Genomic DNA, 21384 nt, shown 5'->3' with positions numbered 1-21384 from the left:
GTCAGCCCAGCCTTTCCCTGCGCCCGAACAGACCCTGCGGTCTGACGAGGAGAACGATGATCAGTGCGAGAAGGGCGCTGGCGTACTTCAGGTCCGTGGGGATCCACAGCGTCGACACCTCGACGGCGACGCCCACGATGAGCGATCCGATCAGCGCGCCCATCGCCGATCCGAGTCCGCCGAGCGTGATGGCGCAGAAGATCAGCAGCAGCATCTGCATGCCCATGTTCCACTGCACGCCCGGGCGGAAGTAGGTCCACAGCACGCCCGACATCGCCGCCAGCGTCCCGGAGATGATCCACACGATGCGGATGACCCGGTCGACGTCGATCCCGGATGCCGCGGCCAGCTGCGGGTTGTCCGAGATGGCCCGGGTGGCCTTCCCGATGCGGGTGCGGTTGAGGAAGTACGCCATCGCGAGGATCGCGACGAGGCTGATCGACATGCCCGTGATGTCGATGTACGACAGCGTGACCGGGCCGAAGTGCATCGGATCCGGGCTGGCGCCGGGCAGCTGGTGCGTGCCGCCGCCGATCATGAACTGCAGCACGTACCGCAGAGCCAGTGAGAGGCCGATGCTGACGATCATGAGCTGCACCACGCCGAGGCCGCGCTTGCGCAGCGGTCCCCAGAGCCCGGCATCCATCGCCCATCCCAGCAGCGCGCCCGCGATGACGGCCGCGACAACGCCCACCCACAGCGGGAGGCTCCAGAACGACGTGCACAGCACGGCGATCACGCCGCCCCAGCTGACCATCTCGCCGTGCGCGAAGTTGCCCAGCCGCGTCGTGCCGTAGATGAGCGCCGCGCCCATCGACGCGAGCCCCAGCAGCAGACCGAAGTTGATGCCGCCGATCGTGCGGCCGATGAGCTGGTCGGCGAACGAGGTCGTGATGCGCTCGCCCTCGCCGAGGAACAGGTTGATGATCTTCGTGCCCGTCAGACCGAACTCGGCGTCGAACTCGCCGGTGCTCCCCTCCACGGGGCTCACGCCCGGGGGGAGCTGCTCGGCGTCGATGATGACGCCCTCCGGCAGGGTGTCCTCGTCGACCTTCAGCCGGTAGGTGTCCTTCTCCGGAACATACAGACGCCACTTGCCCTCGGCATCCGTCTTCGTCTCCGCGGTGAAGCCGCCGCCGTCGACCCCGATGACCACGCCGTCGATCGGGGCGTCCTCGAAGGTGATCGACCCGGCGAAGTAGAAGTCGGTCTTCTCCTGGTCATCGCCCGGCGCCGCGAATGCGGCCGGGGCGATGAGCACGGCCAGCATCACGGATGCCAGTGCTGCGATGAGAGCGAGAAGACCGGATCGCGGTCTCCTGCGCGCGGGGTTTCTGAGTCCCACGGGGCCTCCACGTTGAGTGCGTCCGAGCGGTCCCAGCGAGGCCGTTCGGGTGACGGACATGCACTTGAGCCTAACCCTCCGAGCCGCTTTCCCGAACCCTGCCGCGCGTCCTGAGCCTCAAGAGGCGCTCAAGCGCGCCCTGTAACGAGGATCCTCCTGAGCGCCCCTCCCAGCATCACAGCGCTTACAATCGGTGTACGACGGACACCGCTCCCGTCCTCCGGCTGCAGTCGTCCCCGCCCCATCTCGCCATTCGATCGCGCTCGCCCGCGCAGAGGAGCAGGTTACATGCCGCAGCACGACCCCTTCGGTTTCGTCGGACTCACATACGATGACGTGCTGCTGCTGCCGGGGCACACCGACGTGATCCCCAGTGAGGCGGACACCTCCTCCCGCATCACCCGGCGCATCTCGGTCGCCACCCCGCTGCTCTCCAGCGCCATGGACACCGTCACCGAGGCGCGCATGGCGATCGCCATGGCCCGCGAGGGCGGCATCGGCATCCTGCACCGCAACCTGTCCATCGCCGACCAGGCCGCCGACGTCGACCGTGTCAAGCGCAGCGAGTCGGGCATGATCACCGACCCGATCACCACGACCGCCGACGCCACGGTCGACGAAGTCGACCGTCTGTGCGCGAAGTACCGCATCTCGGGTCTGCCCGTCGTCGACGGCGACGGTCGCCTGATCGGCATCGTCACCAACCGCGACATGCGCTTCGTCTCGGGCTTCGAGCGCAAGACCACCCTCGTCAAGGACGTCATGACCCGCGAGAACCTCGTCACGGCGCCTGTGGGCGTGGCGGCGGGGGAGGTCATCGCGCTGTTCGCCAAGCACCGCGTGGAGAAGCTGCCCCTGATCGACGAGGACGGCAGGCTCGCGGGGCTCATCACCATCAAGGACTTCGACAAGAGCGAGAAGTACCCGCTGGCCACGAAGGACGACCAGGGGCGCCTGCGCGTGGGCGCCGCGATCGGCTTCTTCGGCGACGCCTGGGAGCGCGCCGAGGCCCTGCGCGACGCCGGTGTCGACGTGCTGGTCGTCGATACCGCCAACGGGCAGTCGCAGGGCGTCATCGACCTCGTCAAGCGGCTGAAGGCCGACCCGAGCTTCGAGCACATCGACATCATCGGCGGCAACGTCGCGACCCGCGAGGGCGCGCAGGCGCTCATCGACGCCGGCGTGGACGCCGTCAAGGTGGGCGTCGGCCCAGGATCGATCTGCACCACCCGCATCGTCGCCGGTGTGGGCGTGCCGCAGGTCACCGCCGTGTACGAGGCGTCGCTGGCCGCGGCTCCCGCCGGCATCCCCGTGATCGCCGACGGCGGACTGCAGTACTCCGGCGACATCGCCAAGGCGCTGGTCGCGGGAGCGGATGCCGTGATGCTGGGCTCGCTGCTGGCCGGGACCGACGAGTCGCCGGGCGAGATCGTCTTCCAGTCCGGCAAGCAGTTCAAGCTGTACCGGGGGATGGGGTCGCTGGGCGCCATGCAGACCCGCGGCAAGCAGACCTCGTACTCGAAGGACCGCTACTTCCAGGCCGACGTCCCCAGCGACGACAAGCTCATCCCCGAGGGCATCGAGGGCCAGGTGCCCTACCGCGGCCCCGTGTCGGCGGTGGCCTACCAGCTGGTCGGCGGCCTGCGCCAGTCGATGTTCTACGTCGGCGCGCGCACGATCGAGGAGCTCAAGGAGCGGGGGAGGTTCGTCCGCATCACCGCGGCGGGCCTGAAGGAGTCGCACCCGCACGACGTGCAGATCGTCGTCGAGGCGCCGAACTACAACAAGCGCTGAGTCGCTCCCGACGGGGAGTCCCGGGGCGGGCGGATGCACGGCATCCGCCCGCCCCCGCATACGGGGAATGCTGGGTCAGCGGGGTCGCCGGACGACTGCTCGAGAGCAGTGTCGCCGACCCGCACTAGAGTGATCGGCATGGGTTCAGAGCCGAATTCGCTCACGCGCGGGCAGATCTCGCGCTATGCGATCGGGTCACTCGGCACGGGCGGCTTCGGGACGCTCCCCGGCCTGGTGCTCGTGTACTACCTCACCGACTCGCTGGGGGTGACGGCGCTCGCGGCCGGTGCCATCGTCACGGCCGCCAAGGTGTGGGACGTGCTCATCGATCCGGTCATCGGCGGACTCAGCGACCGGGCGCTCGCGCACACCGGATCCCGCCGCCGGGCGATGGTCATCGGCGGCATCGGCCTCCCCATCGCCTTCGTGCTGACCTTCGCGGTGCCCGCCGGGTTCGGGGCCGTGCCCGCCGCGATCTGGGTGCTCGTGGCGTTCATGGCCGCCGCGACCTGCTTCAGCCTGTTCCAGGTGCCGTACATCGCCCTGCCCGCCGAGCTCACCGACGACTACCGCGAGCGCACGCGGCTGCTGAGCTGGCGGGTGGTGGTGCTGACCTTCGCCATCCTGCTGTTCGGCGCGGGCGGGCCCGAGCTGCGCGCGCTGTTCCCCGACGATCCGCTGCGCGGCTACCTCCTGATGGCCGTCATCGCCGGCATCGTCCTGGGCGTCGGGATGCTGGTCTCGGCGGGGGTGGCGCCGCGGCGTCCGCTGCTGCCGGTGCGGCCCGGCGCGACGATCGGCGAGCACTACCGGGACGGGATCATCGTGCTGCGCGAGAGCCAGCCGTTCCGCGTGCTGCTGGTGACCTTCATGCTGCAGGGCCTGGCGACGGGCCTGATGCTCGCCGCCGCCCAGTACGTCGCGCGCTGGGTGCTGGACGACGAGTCCGCGGTGACGCAGCTGTTCGTGGCGCTCATCGCCCCCGCGCTGCTCATGGCGCCGGTGTGGAAGGCCATCGCCGACCGCATCGGCAAGGAGCGCGCGTTCCGGCTCGCCAGTGCCGTGTTCCTGCTGGCGACGCTCGTGCTCGCGCTCATGGTGTGGTCGCCGGGGTGGTGGATCCTCGCGCCCGTGGGGCTGGCCGGCGCCGCCTACGCGGGCATGCAGACGCTGCCGATGGCCATGCTGCCGGACGTCATCGCCTACGACCGCACGGCGACCGGTGGCGACAACCGCTCCGGGATCTTCGGCGGGGTCTGGACGGCGGGCGAGACGACGGGGATGGCGCTGGGCGGCACGGTGCTCGCCCTCGTGCTCGCCGCCACCGACTATGTGGAGACGACGGTCGGCGAGACGGTGACGCAGCCGGCATCCGCCGTGATGGGGATCGCCGTGTCGTTCAGCGTCCTCCCCGCCGTGCTGATGGTCCTGAGCCTGTTCGTGCTCGCCCGGTACCGGCTGCGTGAGCAGGACATCGTGGGCACCTCCGCATGAGCGTCGCGAGACGGAGTGCGGGGGCGGACACCGATGAGATCCTCGGGCGGCTCCGGGCGCTGCGGGCGCGGGACGCGCCCACGCACGGCGGGCGGGTGCTCTCGTACGTGTACGACTCCGGCAGGGGGGAGCTCGATGAACTCGCCGATGCCGCGGCGAGCCTCGCCCGGCCGCTGAACGGGCTGGACCCGACGGTGTTCCCCTCGATCGCCGTGATGGAACGGGACCTCGTGGGCTTCACACGACGGGTGCTGCACGGCGGTCGCTCCGTCGTCGGCTCGATCACCAGCGGGGGAACCGAGAGCTGCCTGCTCGCGGTGAAGACCGCCCGTGATCTGTGGCGGCGCGCGCATCCGGAGGGCGGGCGGCCGCGGCTGCTGACGTCGACGAATGCGCATGCCGCCTTCCAGAAGGCCGCGCTGCTGTTCGATCTGGATGTGGACGCGGTGCCGTGCTGCGAGAACGGCGCGGTGCGCGCTGCGGACCTCGTCGAGCGGATGGGTGACGACGTCGCGATGGTCGTCGTGTCGGCCCCCGCGTACCCGAGCGGCGTGCTCGATCCGATCGAGGAGGTGGCCGCCGCGGCCGACGACCGGGGCATCTCCTGCCACGTCGACGCGTGCTTCGGCGGCTTCGTGCTGCCGTGGTGGCCGGGGCTGCCGCGCTGGGACTTCCGTGCGCGCGGAGTGACGAGCATGTCCGCCGATCTGCACAAGTTCGGCTACGCGCCCAAGGGCGTCTCGGTGCTCCTGCATCGCGGTCGGCGGCGGCATCGTGCGCAGTTCTTCGCGACGACGCGCTGGGCCGGGTACCCGGTGGTCAACCCCACCCTGCTCGGCTCCCGCTCCGCGTCTCCGCTGGCCGCCGCGTGGGCGATCACGCAGCACCTCGGGGAGCGCGGGTACGCCGAGCTCGTCGGGTCGATCCAGCGGGTCGCAGCCGCCGTGCGCACGGCTGTCGACGGCATCCGCGGCCTGTCCGTGATGGGCGAACCGACCGGGCCGGCGATGACGCTGGTCGCCGACGCCTCTGCCCCACCGGAGCAGCAGGTGGATCCGTACCATCTCGCGGACGCCCTCGTCGGTCGCGGGTGGCGCATCCAGCATCAGCCCGGCCGGCTGCAGTCAGACGGCGTGCGCATCCCGCACAGTGCGCATCTCACCTTCACCCCGGTGCTCGAGCAGCGCATCACCGAATTCACGGATGCCCTGCGCTCGGCATCCGACTCCGTGCGCGGACGGCCGCGGGCGAACGCGCGGATGCTGGCGGCGGGACTGCGGGCGCTCGGCTACGGTGAGGGCGGGCGCGTGCCGGGGCCTGCTGTCTCGTGGCGCCTGCTGCGTCTGGCCGGGGCGGATGCGGTGCCCTCCGGCCGCCCCATGGCGCAGCTCATGGCTCTGATCGAGCAGCTGCCGCCGCCGGTCGCCGAAGCGCTGCTGACCGAGCTGCTGGCGCGCGGCTCCGAGCCGCGCTGACCCGCCCGCCACCGCGGTGCCTGCCGCGTCGTGCACCTGCCGTCTCGCTGTCCTTTCTCCAGAACAGGAGATTCACCGAGAACAGGAAGATGTGCGTGGCATCCGTCCTGTATCGAGCGAATCTCCTGTTATCGGTGACAGCACGAGGGGTCAGAGGGCGGGCGGCAGGGGATTCACCGCCGGCGCGCGAGATGCAGCCCCTGCGCGACGGCGTTGAGGATGGTCTGCTGCACATACTCCTGGTCGAACATCACCTGCTGGTAGTCGAATCGCAGGACCGTGTAACCCAGCAGCGCGAGCCGGGCGTCCTGGCGCAGGTCGCGGCGACGGTCCTTCGGCGTGCTGTGGAACTCGAACCCGTCCAGCTGCATGATCAGGCGCTCACCGATGAGTCCGTCGACCCGGTGCCCGTCGATCAGCACCTGTTGACGGACCTCCACTCCGCAGCTGCGCATGATGGCGAGGAAAGTGGTCTCCAGCATCGAATCCGACAGCAGGCCCACCCGGCGGAGCACGTCGTCGACGGCGGTGCTTCGCCAGTCCGTGCGGCGCAGCTGCGGCAGCGTGACGAGCGTCCTGCGCAGTGCGGCCTCCCAGACGATCACCGCGTCCGACGGGGCGAGGCAGTGGGCGATGTGGTGCAGCACGTTCAGGACGGGATCGTCGACGGTGAAGCGGGCGACGGGCACCGGACCGGCGCTCCAGTGCAGCACCAGCCCCGGTCGGGCGATCCTCGATGACGTCGGCGGCACGGCCACGTGCACGCCGGAGGACTCCCCGCTCCACAGCTTCAGACGCGCCGCCGCCGTCACGCACGTCACCCGCCCGCTGACTGCTGCGGCGGCACGGCGATCCGGCGAGCAGTGCGGGGTCAGCAGCCAGGATCGTCGGACGCGCTCCAGTTCTCCGGCATCCACCGCCTTCCGCACCTCGTACGGGGAGTAGCCGTGCTCGCGCAGATCGCGGCTGTGCGCGACGCCGTCGTGCTGCCGCATCCACACCATCAGCGGAGTGCTCATGCCTTCGAGGATGCCGGGTCCGCCCGCGTCGAAGCCCCGAATCCCGACCGCTGGGGACAACGTGCCGCGCGGGATGCGGTGTGCAGGGCGTTCGGTGTGTCTGAGAACAGGAGATTCGATGAGGACAGGACGATATCCCGGGATCCGTCCTGTATCGGACGAATCTCCTGTTCTCGGTGAATGGGGAGGTGCGGGAGGGGAAGGGCGGGAGGGGAGGAGCGCGGGGAGCGGGGCGGCGGTGTCGGGGCGGCCGGGTAGTCTGGACGGGTGAGCATGGAGATCGAAATCGGCCGAAGCAAGCGTGCACGTCGTGCGTACACGTTCGACGACATCGCGGTCGTGCCGTCACGGCGCACGCGCAACCCGGAGGACGTCTCGACGGTGTGGACGATCGACGCGTTCTCCTTCGACATCCCGGTCCTGGGTGCGCCGATGGACTCCGTGGTCAGCCCGCAGACGGCGATCATGCTGGGCAGGCTGGGCGGGCTCGGCGTCCTCGACCTCGAAGGCCTGTGGACCCGCTACGAGAACCCGCAGCCGCTGCTCGACGAGATCGCCGCACTGCCGGCCGACCGTGCGACCGTGCGCATGCAGGAGCTGTACTCGGAGCCCATCCGGCCCGAGCTCATCAAGCAGCGCCTCGCCGAGATCCGCGAGGCGGGCGTCACCGTCGCCGGCTCTCTCACCCCGCAGCGCACACAGGAGCTGTACGGCACCGTCGTGGAGGCCGGTGTCGACCTCTTCGTCATCCGCGGCACGACGGTCTCGGCCGAGCACGTGTCGAGCGTGGCCGAACCGTTGAACCTCAAGAAGTTCATCTACGACCTCGACGTGCCCGTCATCGTCGGCGGTGCGGCCACCTACACGGCCGCGCTGCACCTGATGCGCACGGGCGCCGCGGGCGTGCTGGTCGGATTCGGCGGGGGCGCGGCGTCCACCACACGCGCGACCCTCGGCATCCACGCGCCCATGGCGACCGCCGTCTCCGACGTCGCCGCGGCGCGGCGCGATTACCTCGACGAGTCGGGCGGACGCTATGTGCATGTGATCGCCGACGGCGGCGTGGGCACCTCCGGCGACCTGGTCAAGGCTCTCGCGATGGGGGCGGATGCCGTCATGCTGGGCGTCGCGCTCGCACGGGCCACGGACGCCCCCGGTCAGGGCTTCCATTGGGGCGCCGAGGCGCACCATCCGCAGCTGCCGCGCGGCAGACGCGTGGCCGTGGACGGCGTGGCGAGCCTCGAGGAGATCCTCTACGGGCCCGCCCCCGTCGCGGACGGCACGGCCAACCTGATCGGTGCGCTGCGCAAGTCCATGGCGACGACCGGGTACTCCGACCTCAAGGAGTTCCAGCGCGTCGAGGTCGTCCTCGCACCGTACGCGCTGGGATGACGAACAGCGCACCGCTGACACCGCAGGACTTCCCGCCGACCCTGCGCGAGGTCATGCTGCGCCGGCGGTGGATCGGGGTGCTCGCGCTGTGCCTGGTCGTGGCGGGCGTGTTCGCCTGGCTCGGACAGTGGCAGCTCGCGCGCGCCGTGGACACCGAGCCCCCGGAGCCCGGAGTGACCGAGCAGGTGCGTCCGCTGACCGAGGTGATCCGGCCCGGGCAGTACCTCGCCGAGCATCTCGGCGGTCAGCGCGTCGAGACCTCGGGAACCTGGGTCCCGGAGGACTTCATCGTCGTCTCGCAGCGTTTCAACGACGGTGCGGAGGGCTACTGGGTGACCGGTCAGCTGCGCGTCGCCGAGCGGACCTCGATCGCCGTCGCGATCGGGTGGGCGCAGACGCGGGAGGAGGCGGATGCCGCCGCCGCGGCGCTGCAGAGCAGGGGCGCCGTCACCGCGGAGATCACCGGACGGCTCATCGACGACGAGGGCGTCGAGGTTCCGCCGCGCTCGGACCCGTCCGAACTGGTGCGGATGTCGCCCGCCGCACTGCTGAGCCGGTGGCACGATGTCGAGCAGCTGGACGTGTACCGCCCGTACCTGGCATCCGTCGCCGCTCCCGCCGGTCTCGTCGACATCAGCTCCCCCGCCCCGGAGCTGAAATCGCCGGTCAACTGGCTGAACATCTTCTATGCGGCCGAGTGGGCGGTCTTCGCCGGCTTCGCGTTCTACCTCTGGTACCGGCTCGCCAAGGACGCCTGGGAGAGGGAGACGGAGGAGTTCGAGGAGGCCGCGCAGGCCCGTGCGAGGCCGCAGGAGTAGCAGGCGTGTGCGGGCGGAACGCGCCTGCGCGCACCCCGTCGGCAGCCGAGCGCGCACGGCGTCTGACCGGCGGAGGGCCCGGGTGGCGGCCGGTAGAATGGCACCATGGCCGAACCGAAAGTCGCGAGTTTTCCGGCGATCCGCGGCGCGCTGACCTTCTATCAGATCGCGTCGATCATCACCGGTGTCATGCTGCTGCTGCTCGTGACCGAGATGGTGCTGAAGTACACGCCGATCCGCCTCGAGCTCTTCCTCGGCGGCAGGGGCGGATTCCTCTGGTTCGCGGACGTGGTCGAGGGCCCCGAGGGGCTGCAGTCGACGGGAGACGGCGTCAACCTCTCGCTGGGCGTGCTCATCGTGCACGGCTGGTTCTACGTCGTCTACCTCTTCGCCTGCTTCCGGATGTGGAGCCTGATGCGCTGGCGGTTCCCGCGTTTCATCCTGCTCGCTCTCGGCGGCGTCGTCCCGCTGCTTTCCTTCTTCATGGAGACCCGCGTCGCCCGTGACGTGAGAGCCTATCTCGCCGAGCGCGAGTCGGCCGCCGGCTCCGCCGCATCCATCCCCGCCACCTCCCCGGAAGGTTCCCGTTGACCGAGCAGACCGAGACCCACCACCGCCCCGCGCTCGTCGTCGACTTCGGTGCGCAGTACGCGCAGCTGATCGCCCGCCGCGTCCGTGAGGCGGGTGTGTACAGCGAGATCGTGCCGCACACGGCGACCGCCGAGGAGATCGCGGCGAAGAACCCCGCGGCGCTCATCCTCTCCGGTGGGCCGTCGTCGGTGTACGAGGAGGGCGCTCCCCGGCTCGATCCCGCCGTGCTGGAGCTCGGGGTGCCGACGCTGGGCATCTGCTATGGATTCCAGTACATGGCGCAGGTGCTCGGCGGCGAGGTCGCCAACACGGGTCTGCGCGAGTACGGTGCCACGGATGCGCACATCGACGCCGGCGAGAGCACCCTGCTGAGCGGCCAGCCCGCCGAGCAGAACGTGTGGATGAGTCACGGCGATCAGGTCTCCCGCGCGCCGGAGGGCTTCGAGGTGCTCGCCACGACGGATGCCACCAGGGTGGCGGCCTTCGCGAATGAGGAGCGCAGACTGTACGGCGTGCAGTGGCACCCCGAGGTCAGGCACTCCGACCACGGTCAGGAGATCCTGGAGAACTTCCTGCACAAGGGCGCGGGACTGCCCGCCGACTGGAACAGCGACAGTGTGATCTCCGAGCAGATCGCCCGCATCCGTGAGCAGGTCGGTGACGCCCGCGTCATCTCCGCGCTGTCCGGCGGCGTGGACTCGGCCGTGTCCACGGCCCTCGTGCACCGGGCCATCGGCGACCAGCTCACGGCCGTCTTCGTCGACCATGGACTGCTGCGCAAGGGCGAGCGCGAGCAGGTCGAGAAGGACTACGTCGAATCCACCGGCGTGCGGCTGATCACCGTAGACGCCGTGGACACGTTCCTCGGGCATCTCGCCGGGGTCACCGACCCGGAGACCAAGCGCAAGATCATCGGCCGCGAGTTCATCCGCGCCTTCGAGCAGGTCCAGCGCGACCTCGTCGAGGAGGCGAAGGCCACCGGCGGCGCCCCCGTGAAGTTCCTCGTGCAGGGCACCCTGTACCCGGACGTCGTGGAGTCGGGCGGTGGCACGGGCACCGCGAACATCAAGTCGCACCACAACGTCGGCGGGCTCCCCGAGGACCTCGACTTCGAGCTCGTCGAGCCGCTGCGCGCCCTGTTCAAGGACGAGGTGCGCGCGATCGGCCGCGAGCTCGGCATCCCCGAGGCCATCGTGGGGCGTCAGCCGTTCCCCGGCCCGGGCCTGGGCATCCGCATCATCGGCGAGGTGACCCGCGAGCGGCTCGACATCCTCCGAGAAGCCGACGCCATCGCCCGCGAGGAGCTCACCGCCGCGGGTCTGGACCAGACGATCTGGCAGTGCCCGGTGGTGCTGCTGGCGGACGTCCACTCGGTGGGCGTGCAGGGCGACGCCCGCACCTACGGCCACCCGATCGTGCTGCGCCCGGTCTCCAGCGAGGACGCCATGACGGCGGATTGGACGCGCCTGCCCTACGACGTGCTCTCGCGGATCTCCAACCGCATCACCAACGAGGTGCGCGAGGTCAACCGCGTCGTGCTGGACGTGACCTCCAAGCCGCCGGCGACGATCGAGTGGGAGTGAGCGCTGTGAGTGACGCCGCGTCCGGGGAGGGACTGTTCCCCGACGCGGCGTTTCTCGTCCTGTCGAGCCGGCTGATCCCCGGACTCGACGGCGGCTACACGATCGCCACGGCTTCCCGCGCCCGGCAGATGGCCGAGAACGGCGCCGACGTGCAGGTGCTCACGGTGGACCCCGCGGATGCCGCGGTGCACGCCGCGCATCGCGAGGAGTTCGCGCGCCTCGGGATGCTGCCCGCCGGCATCCCGCTCCGCAACCTCTTCGACGAGGCCTCCGCCCCCGATGGCGGTGCGGCACCGTGGCTGCGCGCCGCCGCCGCGTCCGCCGATCGGTCCGTGGAAGCGGAGTGCGCGGTGGAGTATCGAGAGCTGACGGATGCCGAGGGGCGGCCGTACGCCGCGCTGCCGGTGATCCACGGGAACCCGGACTGGCATCTGAGCGCGGCGGCGGTGCGCGTGTACGACCAGCACGGCGGCACGGTCGGCGCGCTCCCCGGCTTCGGCGGGCTGTACCGGGCCTGGCTCGATCACCTCGCAGGCGCGAGCGAGAAGCCCGTCGTCGTGATCTGCGAGTCGCGGCAGCTGGGCGAGCTGCTGGCCGGGTGGGCGAACCCGAGAGTTCGCATCGTGCACGCCATCCACACCATGCACCTCGAACCGCCGTACACCCCGGACGCCCCGCTCAACGCGCTGTGGACGCGCTGGTTCGCGGTCAGCGACCGCTTCGACGCGGTGCTCTGGCCCACGCCGGCGCAGCGCGACGACGTGCAGGCCCGGTTCGGCGGGGAGGCCGTGAACCTCGTCGCACCACACGGCATCCGTCTCCCCACGGTGAATGACGCCGAGCGCGAACCGGGGCTCGTCGTCAGCATCTCGCGCCTGGCTCCCGGCAAGCGCATCGATCACCTCGTGCGCGCCTTCCTCGCCGCTGATGTGCCGGGCACGCGCCTGGAGATCTGGGGTGACGGGCCGTCCACGGCATCCGTCGCCGAACTGATCTCGGCCCTCGACGGGGGCGACCGCGTGGCGTTGATGGGCCGCACCGACGACCCGGACGCCGTGCTGCGCCGCGCGGAGCTCATGGTCACCGCCACGGCGTTCGAGGGCCAGGGGCTGTCGATCGTCGAGGCGCTCGCCGCCGGCTGCCCGGTCGTGTCGTACGACGTGCGCTACGGGCCCGGCGACGCGCTGGGCCGTGGGGGAGGGATGCTGGTCCCGTCCGGTGACGAGGGTGCGCTGGCGGATGCCATCCGTCGAGTGCTCACGGATGCCCCGCTGCGCGCGCGCCTGGCCGGGGAGGCCCCCGCGGTGGCATCCGCGTGGAGCGAGGACGCGGCCATGACCGCCCTCGCCGCAGCCACCCGCACGGCACTCGCGGGTCCCGCGCGCCGCTGAGCGTCGCGTGGCTCGACGCGCCGCACCCGGGTGGGCCGAGACGGCATGTTGCGCCACAGGGACCGGAGGGGAACCCCGGTCTGCCGCCGGGGCTCCCGCGCCTCGCGCCGCGGGAGCGGGCGAGGTGACGGCCCCGGGCCCGACGGTGTCAGTCGCTGCCGCGCAGGATCGCGAGGATCCGCAGGATCTCCACGTACAGCCAGACGACGGTGACCATGATGCCGAAGGCGCCCACCCAGCCGTAGGGGCGGGGAGCGCCGTTGCGCACGCCCTGCTGGATCTGGTCGAAGTCCATCACGAGCGAGTACGCGGCCATGAGCACGACGAGGATGCCGATGATGAGACCGAGGGGGATGCCGGCGATCTTCATGCTGTAGAGGCCGAAGGTGAGGTCGGCGTTGACGACGCCGGTCCACATCAGAATGAGGTTGACCACCTGGAACACCAGGTAGCCGACCATGGCGATGAGGACGATCTTCGTCATCTTCTTGGACGCGCGGACCCTGCCGCTGGCGAACAGTGCGAGCGTCACGCCCACCACGGCGACCGTCGCGAGCGTCGCCTGCATGACCACGCCCGGCCAGACGGTCTCGAAGAACGCCGAGATGCCGCCGACGAACAGGCCCTCGAAGGCCGCGTACGCGAAGATGAGCGCAGGGCGCACCTTCTTGCGCGACGTGAAGGTGACGACCATGGCGAGGATGAAGCCGCCCAGGGCGCCCACCATCCACGGTACGAGCGAACCCTCCGCCACGCCGAATCGCGGGACGAGTCCACCGAGCGTCCACACCCAGCCGATGACGGCGGTGACGAGCAGGATGCCGAACAGCCCGGCGGTCTTCCAGACGGTGTCCTCGACCGTCATCCGGTCGGTCTCGATGGCGCCGGCGGACGGTGCGGAGTACATGCCCTCCAGCCGCGCGTGCGCGGCGGCGTCCATCCCGGCGTGCTGGAACGACGCGGCCTGCGCGGCCGCGGGCGGGGGCGGCGGTGCGTAGGTGCCCTGGGCGCCTCGAGGCGCTCCGGGGTACGTGGCGGCCTTCCGCGGATCCTGCTGCTGGAAAGCCGGGTTGTTGAAGACGAAATTGCTCATGGGTGGCCTCTGCTCCCGAGGGATCGGTCAACTCTTGTCTCAACGATAACGGCGGATGCCTGTGAACGGGGTGCTTTACGCTGTGAGCGTGCCCAGGAAAACCCCGCTGATCATCGGACACCGCGGTGCGCCCGGATATCGGCCCGAGCACAGCCGATCGTCCTACGAGCTGGCCTTCGCCATGGGGGTCGACGCGGTCGAGCCGGATGTGGTCGCCACGAAGGACGGCGTGCTGGTGATCCGGCACGAGAACGAGATCTCCGGCACGACCGATGTCGCACGGCATCCGGAGTTCGCCGATCGCCGCACCACGAAGCGCATCGACGGCCAGCCGCTGACCGGGTGGTTCACCGAGGACTTCACCTGGGACGAGCTCGCCTCGTTGCGCACGCGCGAACGGCTCCCCGGCATCCGCGCCTCCAGCGCCAGCTTCGACGGGCTGCAGCCGATCCTCCGCCTCCCCGACCTCCTGGCGATGATCCGGCGCGCGTCCGTCGAGCACGGGCGCGAGATCGGCATGGTCCTGGAGGTCAAGCACGCCACCCACTTCCAGCAGATCGATCTCGACCTCGTGCCGCTCATCGAGCGGGATCTGCGGGCCGGCGGGTGGGCGGAGGGCGAGCTGCCGCTGATCGTGGAATCGTTCGAGCAGAGCGTGCTGGCACGGCTGAGGGACACCGGCATCGCGGCATCCTTCGTCTTCCTCATCGAAGCGTCCGGACGGCCCTTCGATCTCGTCTCGCAGCAGGGTCGTGCGGCGCGGGACTACGCCTGGTTCGTCACGCCCGAGGGGCTGGACGGCCTTCGCGGCGAGGTGGACGGCGTCAGCGTCGACAAGGCGATGCTGCTGAGGCCCGGCAGCACGATCGTCCCGGATGCGCACGCCCGCGGCCTGCGGGTGTTCACCTGGACCTGCCGTCCGGAGAACCGGTTCCTGTCCGCGCCGTTCCGGATGGGGCGCGCGAAGGCGGCGTTCGGCGACTACGAGGCGGAGTGGCGGGTGCTGGCGGATGCCGGGGTGGACGGCGTCTTCGTCGACCATCCCGACCTCGGCGTGGCGCTGTTCCGGGGCTGAGGCCGTGCCGCGTCGTGCGGCGGTGCCGCGCGCCATCGCACGAGAACAGGAGATTCGGCGAGAACAGGACGGATGCTGTCGGATCGTCCTGTTCCAGGCGAATCTCCTGTTCCGGTGAACGGTCCGCGCAGGGGCGCCGTTCCGCGGCGCGCGCTGTCGGAGGCGCCGCCTAGACTCGAAGGGCCATGACCGATGCCCCACTCATCCTTCCCGACTCCGCCGGCCCCGGCTCCTCCGCAGATGACGAGCTGCTGGCGGGGCTGAACCCTCAGCAGCGCGAGGCCGTCACGTATCGGGGCGATGCACTGCTGATCGTCGCAGGCGCCGGATCGGGGAAGACGAGCGTGCTCACCCGTCGCATCGCTCTGCTGCTGCACCGCCGCGAGGCGTGGCCCAGTCAGATCCTGGCGATCACCTTCACGAACAAGGCCGCCGGCGAGATGCGCGAGCGCGTGGCCGAGCTGGTGGGGGATGCCTCACGGGGCATGTGGATCTCGACGTTCCACTCGGCGTGCGTGCGGATCCTGCGCCGCGAGGCCGAGCAGTTCGGGTTCACGAGGAACTTCACCATCTACGACTCCGGCGACTCCCGGGCGCTGCTCAAGCGCCTCGTCAAGGACCACGAGGCGGATGCCTACGGCTTCACCCCCAGTGCCGTGCAGTCCCGCATCTCCAAGCTCAAGAACGAGCTGCTCGACGCCGAGGGGTACGCCCGTCAGGCCAACATGTCCGACCCGGCGGAGCGGAAGTTCGTGGAGGTGTTCACCGACTATCAGCGATCGCTGCAGAAGGCCAACGCCTTCGACTTCGACGACCTGATCGGGCAGACGGTGTTCCTGTTCCGCGCGTTCCCGCAGGTCGCCGACTCCTATCGGCGCCGGTTCCGGCACATTCTCGTGGACGAGTACCAGGACACCAACCATGCCCAGTACTCGCTCATCCGGGAGCTCACCAAGCCCGTCGCGGGCAAGGCTCCCGAGCCGTATGCCGCTGACGGCATGATGATCTTCGAGCCCGACCCGACTCCCGCGCCGGGCGAGGACGCCACCGCGGCATCGCTGACCGTGGTGGGCGACTCCGACCAGTCGATCTACGCGTTCCGCGGGGCCGACATCCGCAACATCACCGAGTTCGAGCGCGATTTCCCCGGCGCGAAGGTGGTGCTGCTCGAGCAGAACTACCGTTCGACGCAGAACATCCTCTCCGCCGCGAACGCCGTCATCGGCAACAATTTCGACCGCAAGGCGAAGAACCTGTGGAGCGACCGGGGACCCGGCGACAAGATCGTCGGGTTCACCGGGTACTCGCAGCACGACGAGGCGCAGTTCGTCGCCGACGAGATCGAGGAGCTCCGCCGGGCCGGGTACCCGTACTCGGAGATGGCGGTGTTCTACCGCACCAACTCGCAGTCCCGCGCGCTGGAGGAGATCCTCATCCGCTCGGCCGTTCCGTACAAGATCATGGGCGGCACGAAGTTCTACGAACGGGCGGAGATCAAGGACGCCCTGGCGTACCTCGTCGCGGTCGCCAACCCCGCCGACGACATGGCCGTGCGCCGCATCCTCAACAGGCCCCGCCGCGGCATCGGCGCCGTGACGGAGACGGCGATCGGCGCGTTCGCGGAGAAGCAGGGGATCAGCTTCCGCGACGCACTGCGCCACGCCGACGGACTCGGCGTGGGTCCGAAGCTGCAGGCCGCGATCAGCCGGCTCGACGCGGTGCTCGCCGAGGCCGCGGACCTCCTGACCCCGGCTTCCGGGGAGGTGCCGCCGGCCACCTCGGTCGCCGAGGGGCTGAAGATCCTGCTGGAGAAGAGCGGGTACTTCGAGGCGCTGCGCGCCAGCCGCGACCCGCAGGACGAGGCGCGGCTGGAGAACCTCGACGAGTTCGTCGCCGTTGCTCGCGATTTCGCGCGCAACAACCCCGACGGCACGATCGTCGACTTCCTCGCCGAGGTGGCACTGGTCTCGGATGCCGATGATCTCGACGACGCGTCGGGCGTGGTGTCCCTCATGACGATGCACACCGCGAAGGGCCTGGAGTACGACGCGGTGTTCGTCACCGGCGTTGAGGAGGACCTCATCCCGCATCGCATCTCGGCGGGGGAGCCGGGCGGGCCGCAGGAGGAACGGCGGCTGTTCTACGTGGGGATCACGCGCGCCCGCAAACGCCTGCACCTGTCGCTCGCGATGACCCGTGCGCAGTTCGGCGAGGTGTCGGTGGCGATGCCCAGCCGGTTCCTGCAGGAGATCCCCGCGGAGCTCATCGACTGGCGGCAGTCGCCCGGCGACGTGAACTCCCGAGGGGGGATGCGATCGCGGGCCCTGAACGCGCGACGTCCCGGCGGGTGGGGCTCGGGCTCGACGAAGGACGACCACTTCGGCGTGCGGGCGCTGCCCCAGCGCGACCGCCTCACCCCCCTGTCCACCGCGATGGACCGCTTCCCCAACAAGGTCACGGGCAAGGTGCGCGACAACGGAGACCTCGAACTGGCGGCGGGAGACCGCATCCGCCACGACGACTTCGGGGAGGGGCGCGTCGAGGCCGTCACCGGAGAGGGCGCCAAGCGCATCGCCCACGTGCAGTTCGACACGGCGGGGCGCAAGAAGCTGCTCATCAAGATCGCGCCGATCGTCAAGCTGTAGTCGCGGGCTCGGACGCGGCGGTTAGGCTGGCAGATATGGCCCTCTTCCCCCGCCGCAAGAAGCACGTCGACCCGTCGGATGACCGGCCCGAGGCATCCGACGAGGCTCCGTCGGACGGCGTGGCCGAGGCCGTGGCGCAGACGGAGCCCGCAGCCGCCGGTGGCGAAGTGGCGGCCGATCCGGTGCCCGTCGTCAGCATCTCCGTGCAGGCGTTCCGCGGCGTGGGGGCGGAGGCCGGACCGGCGGTGAGCCTCGAGGAGCAGCCGACCGCATCCGCCGGCCAGGGGCCGCAGGCGAACCCGCGCGCAGCGGCCGGCGCACCGCTCGTCCCGCAGGGCGAGACGGCCGTCCCGCGCCTGCCGCTGGCCCCCGCACTGCCGCCCGAGCAGACCCACACCGTCGAGGGGCTCGTCGACAACGTGCTGCTGCGGGTCGCGCTGGAGGAGCTGTCGGAGGGCGCGACCAACGAGCAGCTCCTGGGCGTCATGCGCCAGGCGCTGCAGGGGCACCTGTACCTGCGCGTGCACGGCGACGCCCGCGCGCAGATCGCGGAGGGCAAACCGCTGTCGGTCGGCGTCGTCCGCGACGGCGACCGCTCCTTCATGCTCGCCTACAGCTCGGGCGCCGCACTTCAGGCATCCGTGCAGGGCGCCGAGGACGCGGCGGCGACGTCGGCCATCGCCCAACCCGCGACCGCCGTGTTCCAGCAGGTCGTCTCCGGCGAGTTCACCGGCCTCATCATCGACAACTCCTCCGCTCCGCATCGCGTCGTGCTCCCGAAGGAGCTGCTCGAGCGCGCGCTCGCCCAGGGCGACGCGACGATGAGCGTGAAGACGCTGCTGGCGGCGCCGCGGGATGAGGGCACCCCCGTCCGCGTCGCCGAGGCGCTCGCGAAGACCCGCAGCTGGGTCGCCGTCAACGACGGCGCCAATGGGCAGCCGGTGGGCATCGCGGAGGCGCGCACCGCCGACGGGCGCCGCTTCCTGCAGCTGTTCTCGCATCCGCTCGAGGTCGTCGTGCTCGGCCGCAAGGACAAGCCGATGCCGTTCGAGCCCGAGCAGCTCGCGAAGGTGCTCAGCGACCACCCCGAGATCGCCGGCGTCCTCGTCGACATCGCCGGACCCTCGATCGTCATCGAGCGCGACGACCTCAGTGCGGTGCTGGTGCTGGCCGTCGACCTCGGCGACGACTGAGACGCGCAGCACGGACCCTGTCGTCCGGAGGCCGAACCGCCTAGTGTCGGGTCATGGCATCCCCGCGGAAGAGCGTGACGGTGACGGATTCCGACGGCGACCGGGTGATCTCGCTGTCCAGCCCCGACCGTGTCGTCTGGCCCGTCGAGGACGGCCCGGGCATCACGAAGGCCGAGTACGCCGAGTACGTGCAGCTCGTCGCCGATCCGTTCCTCGCCGCCAACGGCCACCGACCGGTGTCGCTGGAGCGCTTCCGCGACGGCATCACGGGCGCGGGGTTCTTCTCGAAGAACCCGCCGAAGGGCACGCCGGACTTCGTCGACGCCGTCACCGTGACCTACAGCAGCGGGCGTCGGCATCCGCAGCTCGTGCTCGATCGGACCAGCGCGATCGTGTGGGCCGTGCAGATGAACACGGTCGTCTTCCATCCCTGGGCATCCCTCGCCGCCGACACGGATCGGCCCGTCGAACTGCGCATCGACCTCGACCCGCAGCCTGGCACCGGCCTGGCCGAGGCCGCCGCCGCAGCCCACGCGCTGCGCGCCGTGCTGCAGGAGGCGGGGCTCGTGCCGTTCATCAAGACCAGCGGCAGTCGCGGCCTGCACGTGTTCTGCCCGATCGTGCCGGAGTGGGAGTTCCTCGACGTGCGGCATGCGGTGATCGCCGCAGGAAGGGAGCTGGAACGGCGGATGCCGGATGCCGTCACCATGAACTGGTGGAAGGAGGAGCGCGGCGAGCGGATCTTCATCGACTTCAACCAGGCCAACCGCGATCGCACCATGGCGGGCGCGTACAGCCCGCGGGCGCGCAGGGGCGCGCCGGTGTCGACACCGATCCACTGGGAGGAGCTCGATGAGGTGGACCCGATGCGGTTCACGGTGCGGAGCATCCCCGCACGGCTCGACTCCGTGGGGGACCCCTGGGCGCGGATGCAGGATGCGTCGGGCCGCATCGACACGCTGCTGCGGTGGTGGGAGCGCGACGCGGGCGACGGGCTCGGAGAGCTGCCCTTCCCGCCCGAGTTCCCCAAGATGCCCGGTGAGCCGCCGCGCGTCCAGCCCAGCCGCCGCGCCGACCTGCACTGAACTCAGGGCGACGCATCGGGCAGCGGCGGACGGTGCGAGAATGGACGCGATGAACGAACCGCAGGGGCCGACCCCCACAGGAACCTCTCGCCCGTACCGATCTCTCGCCGAAGCGCTGCGCGCCCACCGCATCCCCGTCGAGAACCACGAGTTCATCGGCGCCGTCGTCGACGCGGTGGGCATCATCAGCTTCATCGACCGCGGCCGGTACATCGAGGCGCTGCGCCGCGAGGGCGCCGCCCTGCACATCGGCCGCACCTACATCAACGGCTTCAGCGAGCAGGAGCAGATCCTCGTCGGCGGACGGGCGCTGCCGCTGATTCCCAGCGAGGGCCGCGCGCCCTACTTCTACGTCGACCAGCCCAGTGCGCTGCCGTCCGCCTCCGTCGCGGCCAGGCGGACGGCCGGAACCCGCTCCGCGCGCACACGTCCGGCCGTGAAGCCGGCATCCGCTCCCCGTGCCCGCAGAGCCACCCCGCCCCAGGAGCGCGACTACGGCGTCTGCGACGTGTGCTTCATGGTGCGAGGCGCCGCGGGCACGTGCGGATGCGACGACTGACAGCACCGCGACGGACAGCACCGTGACGGACCGCGACCCGGGCCGCTCGCGCAGCGGGCCTGGCGGTGCATCAGGACAGCTCGGCCTGAACGCGCCGTGACATCTCCGCGATCGGCATCGAGCGCGGGAAGACGGCCACCACGACGTCGTCGGGTGCGGCCTCCGTCCCGCCCGGAAGAACGCCGTAGCGTCTGCGCACGTCGTCCAGCGCGGACCGCAGGGCCGACACCGGCACGCGCCCACCGCGCAGCAGCTGGCGCAGCACGTGATTGTGCACGGCCGTGACCAGCGCCGAGAAGCCCACCGCGTCGAGGGGGGAGATGCCGGGCAGCGCATCGCGCAGGTACTGGTCGAAGAGCCGCTCGTAGCGGAACACCGTCACGATCTCGCGCTCGCGCAGCACCGGCACCTCCCGCACGATCTGGTAGCGGCGACGTGCCAGCTCGAGGTCGCGCACGAAGTGCTCGAAGACACGCTCGGATGCCGCGCAGACCGCCTCCCACGGGTCGTCGTGGTGCTCCTCGAAGAACGCCCGGAGATCGTCGAGCATCTGCTCGTGATCGACGAAGACCACGTCCTCCTTGCCGCCGAACTGGCGGAAGAACGTGGAGCGCGAGACGCCCGCCGCCTTCGCGATCTGCTCGACGGAGGTCTGCTCGAAGCCCTGTCGGGCGAACAGATCCAGCGCTGCGGCGACGACGCCGGTGCGGGGGCGGGCGGATTCCTGCATACCCGAGAGCCTAGGACCTCCACGCCGGAAGCGGGGAGCGCGACGACTGCGCACGACCGGGGACCCGGATTCTGACGATCCCGGCGACGGTAGTAGGCTGGG

17 protein-coding genes are annotated in these 21384 nt (G+C 70.5%); 13 read left to right on the top strand and 4 right to left on the bottom strand.

Annotation, left to right across the window (positions count from 1 at the left end; genetic code table 11):
- Position 1: 1 nt before the first annotated feature.
- Positions 2-1345 (bottom strand): branched-chain amino acid ABC transporter permease, encoded by a 1344-nt coding sequence (locus ABD770_RS03065; protein WP_344818027.1) that lies wholly within the window; start codon positions 1343-1345, stop codon positions 2-4.
- A 288-nt stretch (positions 1346-1633) separates the two neighbouring features.
- Between ABD770_RS03065 and guaB the strand changes: the two genes are divergently transcribed.
- From guaB to ABD770_RS03050, 3 genes are all read left to right on the top strand, one after another.
- Entirely contained in the window at positions 1634-3139 is a 1506-nt protein-coding gene (guaB, locus tag ABD770_RS03060) for an IMP dehydrogenase (RefSeq protein ID WP_344818026.1), read from the top strand.
- A gap of 138 nt (positions 3140-3277) precedes the next feature.
- Positions 3278-4633: an MFS transporter gene (locus tag ABD770_RS03055; protein WP_344818025.1), complete on the top strand. Its 1356-nt coding sequence runs from the start codon at positions 3278-3280 to the stop codon at positions 4631-4633.
- Positions 4630-6108 (top strand): pyridoxal phosphate-dependent decarboxylase family protein, encoded by a 1479-nt coding sequence (locus ABD770_RS03050; RefSeq protein ID WP_344818024.1) that lies wholly within the window; start codon positions 4630-4632, stop codon positions 6106-6108. The genes ABD770_RS03055 and ABD770_RS03050 overlap by 4 nt, the downstream gene beginning before the upstream one ends.
- 173 nt (positions 6109-6281) lie before the next feature.
- On the opposite strand, the gene ABD770_RS03045 is transcribed toward ABD770_RS03050, so the two are convergent.
- The gene (locus ABD770_RS03045) at positions 6282-7127 is read right to left on the bottom strand and encodes a DUF559 domain-containing protein (RefSeq protein ID WP_344818023.1); all 846 of its coding nucleotides are present in this window, start codon (positions 7125-7127) and stop codon (positions 6282-6284) included.
- Positions 7128-7400: 273 nt separating this feature from the next.
- On the opposite strand from ABD770_RS03045, the gene ABD770_RS03040 reads away from it, so the two are divergent.
- From ABD770_RS03040 to ABD770_RS03020, 5 genes are all read left to right on the top strand, one after another.
- Entirely contained in the window at positions 7401-8519 is a 1119-nt protein-coding gene (locus ABD770_RS03040; protein ID WP_344819858.1) for a GuaB3 family IMP dehydrogenase-related protein, read from the top strand.
- Entirely contained in the window at positions 8516-9337 is an 822-nt protein-coding gene (locus ABD770_RS03035) for an SURF1 family protein (protein ID WP_344818022.1), read from the top strand. Before ABD770_RS03040 ends, ABD770_RS03035 begins: the two co-directional genes overlap by 4 nt.
- Positions 9338-9442: 105 nt before the next feature.
- Positions 9443-9928 carry a DUF3817 domain-containing protein gene (locus tag ABD770_RS03030; RefSeq protein ID WP_344818020.1) on the top strand — a complete coding sequence of 162 codons (486 nt, stop codon included), beginning with the start codon at positions 9443-9445 and terminating at the stop codon, positions 9926-9928.
- Positions 9925-11511, top strand: a complete 1587-nt coding sequence (gene guaA, locus ABD770_RS03025; protein WP_344818019.1) for a glutamine-hydrolyzing GMP synthase — start codon at positions 9925-9927, stop codon at positions 11509-11511. The genes ABD770_RS03030 and guaA overlap by 4 nt, the downstream gene beginning before the upstream one ends.
- Positions 11508-12902, top strand: a complete 1395-nt coding sequence (locus ABD770_RS03020) for a glycosyltransferase (RefSeq protein WP_344818018.1) — start codon at positions 11508-11510, stop codon at positions 12900-12902. The genes guaA and ABD770_RS03020 overlap by 4 nt, the downstream gene beginning before the upstream one ends.
- A 148-nt stretch (positions 12903-13050) precedes the next feature.
- Here the strand turns inward: ABD770_RS03020 and ABD770_RS03015 are convergent, their stop codons facing one another.
- Positions 13051-13995 (bottom strand): Bax inhibitor-1/YccA family protein, encoded by a 945-nt coding sequence (locus tag ABD770_RS03015; protein WP_344818017.1) that lies wholly within the window; start codon positions 13993-13995, stop codon positions 13051-13053.
- An 88-nt stretch (positions 13996-14083) separates the two neighbouring features.
- Between ABD770_RS03015 and ABD770_RS03010 the strand changes: the two genes are divergently transcribed.
- The 5 genes from ABD770_RS03010 to ABD770_RS02990 all read left to right on the top strand — a co-directional run bounded on the left by ABD770_RS03010 (position 14084) and on the right by ABD770_RS02990 (position 20552).
- A complete protein-coding gene (locus ABD770_RS03010; protein ID WP_344818016.1) occupies positions 14084-15070 on the top strand; it encodes a glycerophosphodiester phosphodiesterase family protein in 987 nt (328 codons plus the stop codon).
- A gap of 185 nt (positions 15071-15255) precedes the next feature.
- Entirely contained in the window at positions 15256-17715 is a 2460-nt protein-coding gene (locus tag ABD770_RS03005; RefSeq protein ID WP_344818015.1) for an ATP-dependent helicase, read from the top strand.
- Positions 17716-17750: 35 nt separating this feature from the next.
- Positions 17751-18908, top strand: coding sequence for an SseB family protein (locus ABD770_RS03000; protein WP_344818014.1), 1158 nt, complete (start codon positions 17751-17753; stop codon positions 18906-18908).
- A 53-nt stretch (positions 18909-18961) separates the two neighbouring features.
- Positions 18962-19993 carry a non-homologous end-joining DNA ligase gene (gene ligD / locus ABD770_RS02995; protein WP_344818013.1) on the top strand — a complete coding sequence of 344 codons (1032 nt, stop codon included), beginning with the start codon at positions 18962-18964 and terminating at the stop codon, positions 19991-19993.
- Between the two features lie 49 nt (positions 19994-20042).
- Positions 20043-20552 carry a hypothetical protein gene (locus tag ABD770_RS02990; RefSeq protein ID WP_344818012.1) on the top strand — a complete coding sequence of 170 codons (510 nt, stop codon included), beginning with the start codon at positions 20043-20045 and terminating at the stop codon, positions 20550-20552.
- A 70-nt stretch (positions 20553-20622) separates the two neighbouring features.
- On the opposite strand, the gene ABD770_RS02985 is transcribed toward ABD770_RS02990, so the two are convergent.
- Positions 20623-21282 carry a TetR/AcrR family transcriptional regulator gene (locus ABD770_RS02985; RefSeq protein ID WP_344818011.1) on the bottom strand — a complete coding sequence of 220 codons (660 nt, stop codon included), beginning with the start codon at positions 21280-21282 and terminating at the stop codon, positions 20623-20625.
- Positions 21283-21384: the final 102 nt, after the last annotated feature.

It is taken from the genome of Microbacterium soli (assembly GCF_039539005.1).
In the GTDB taxonomy this organism is placed as follows: domain Bacteria; phylum Actinomycetota; class Actinomycetes; order Actinomycetales; family Microbacteriaceae; genus Microbacterium; species Microbacterium soli.
Note: the sequence above shows the minus strand (reverse complement) of the source record. Positions and strands in the feature narration are given on the sequence as shown.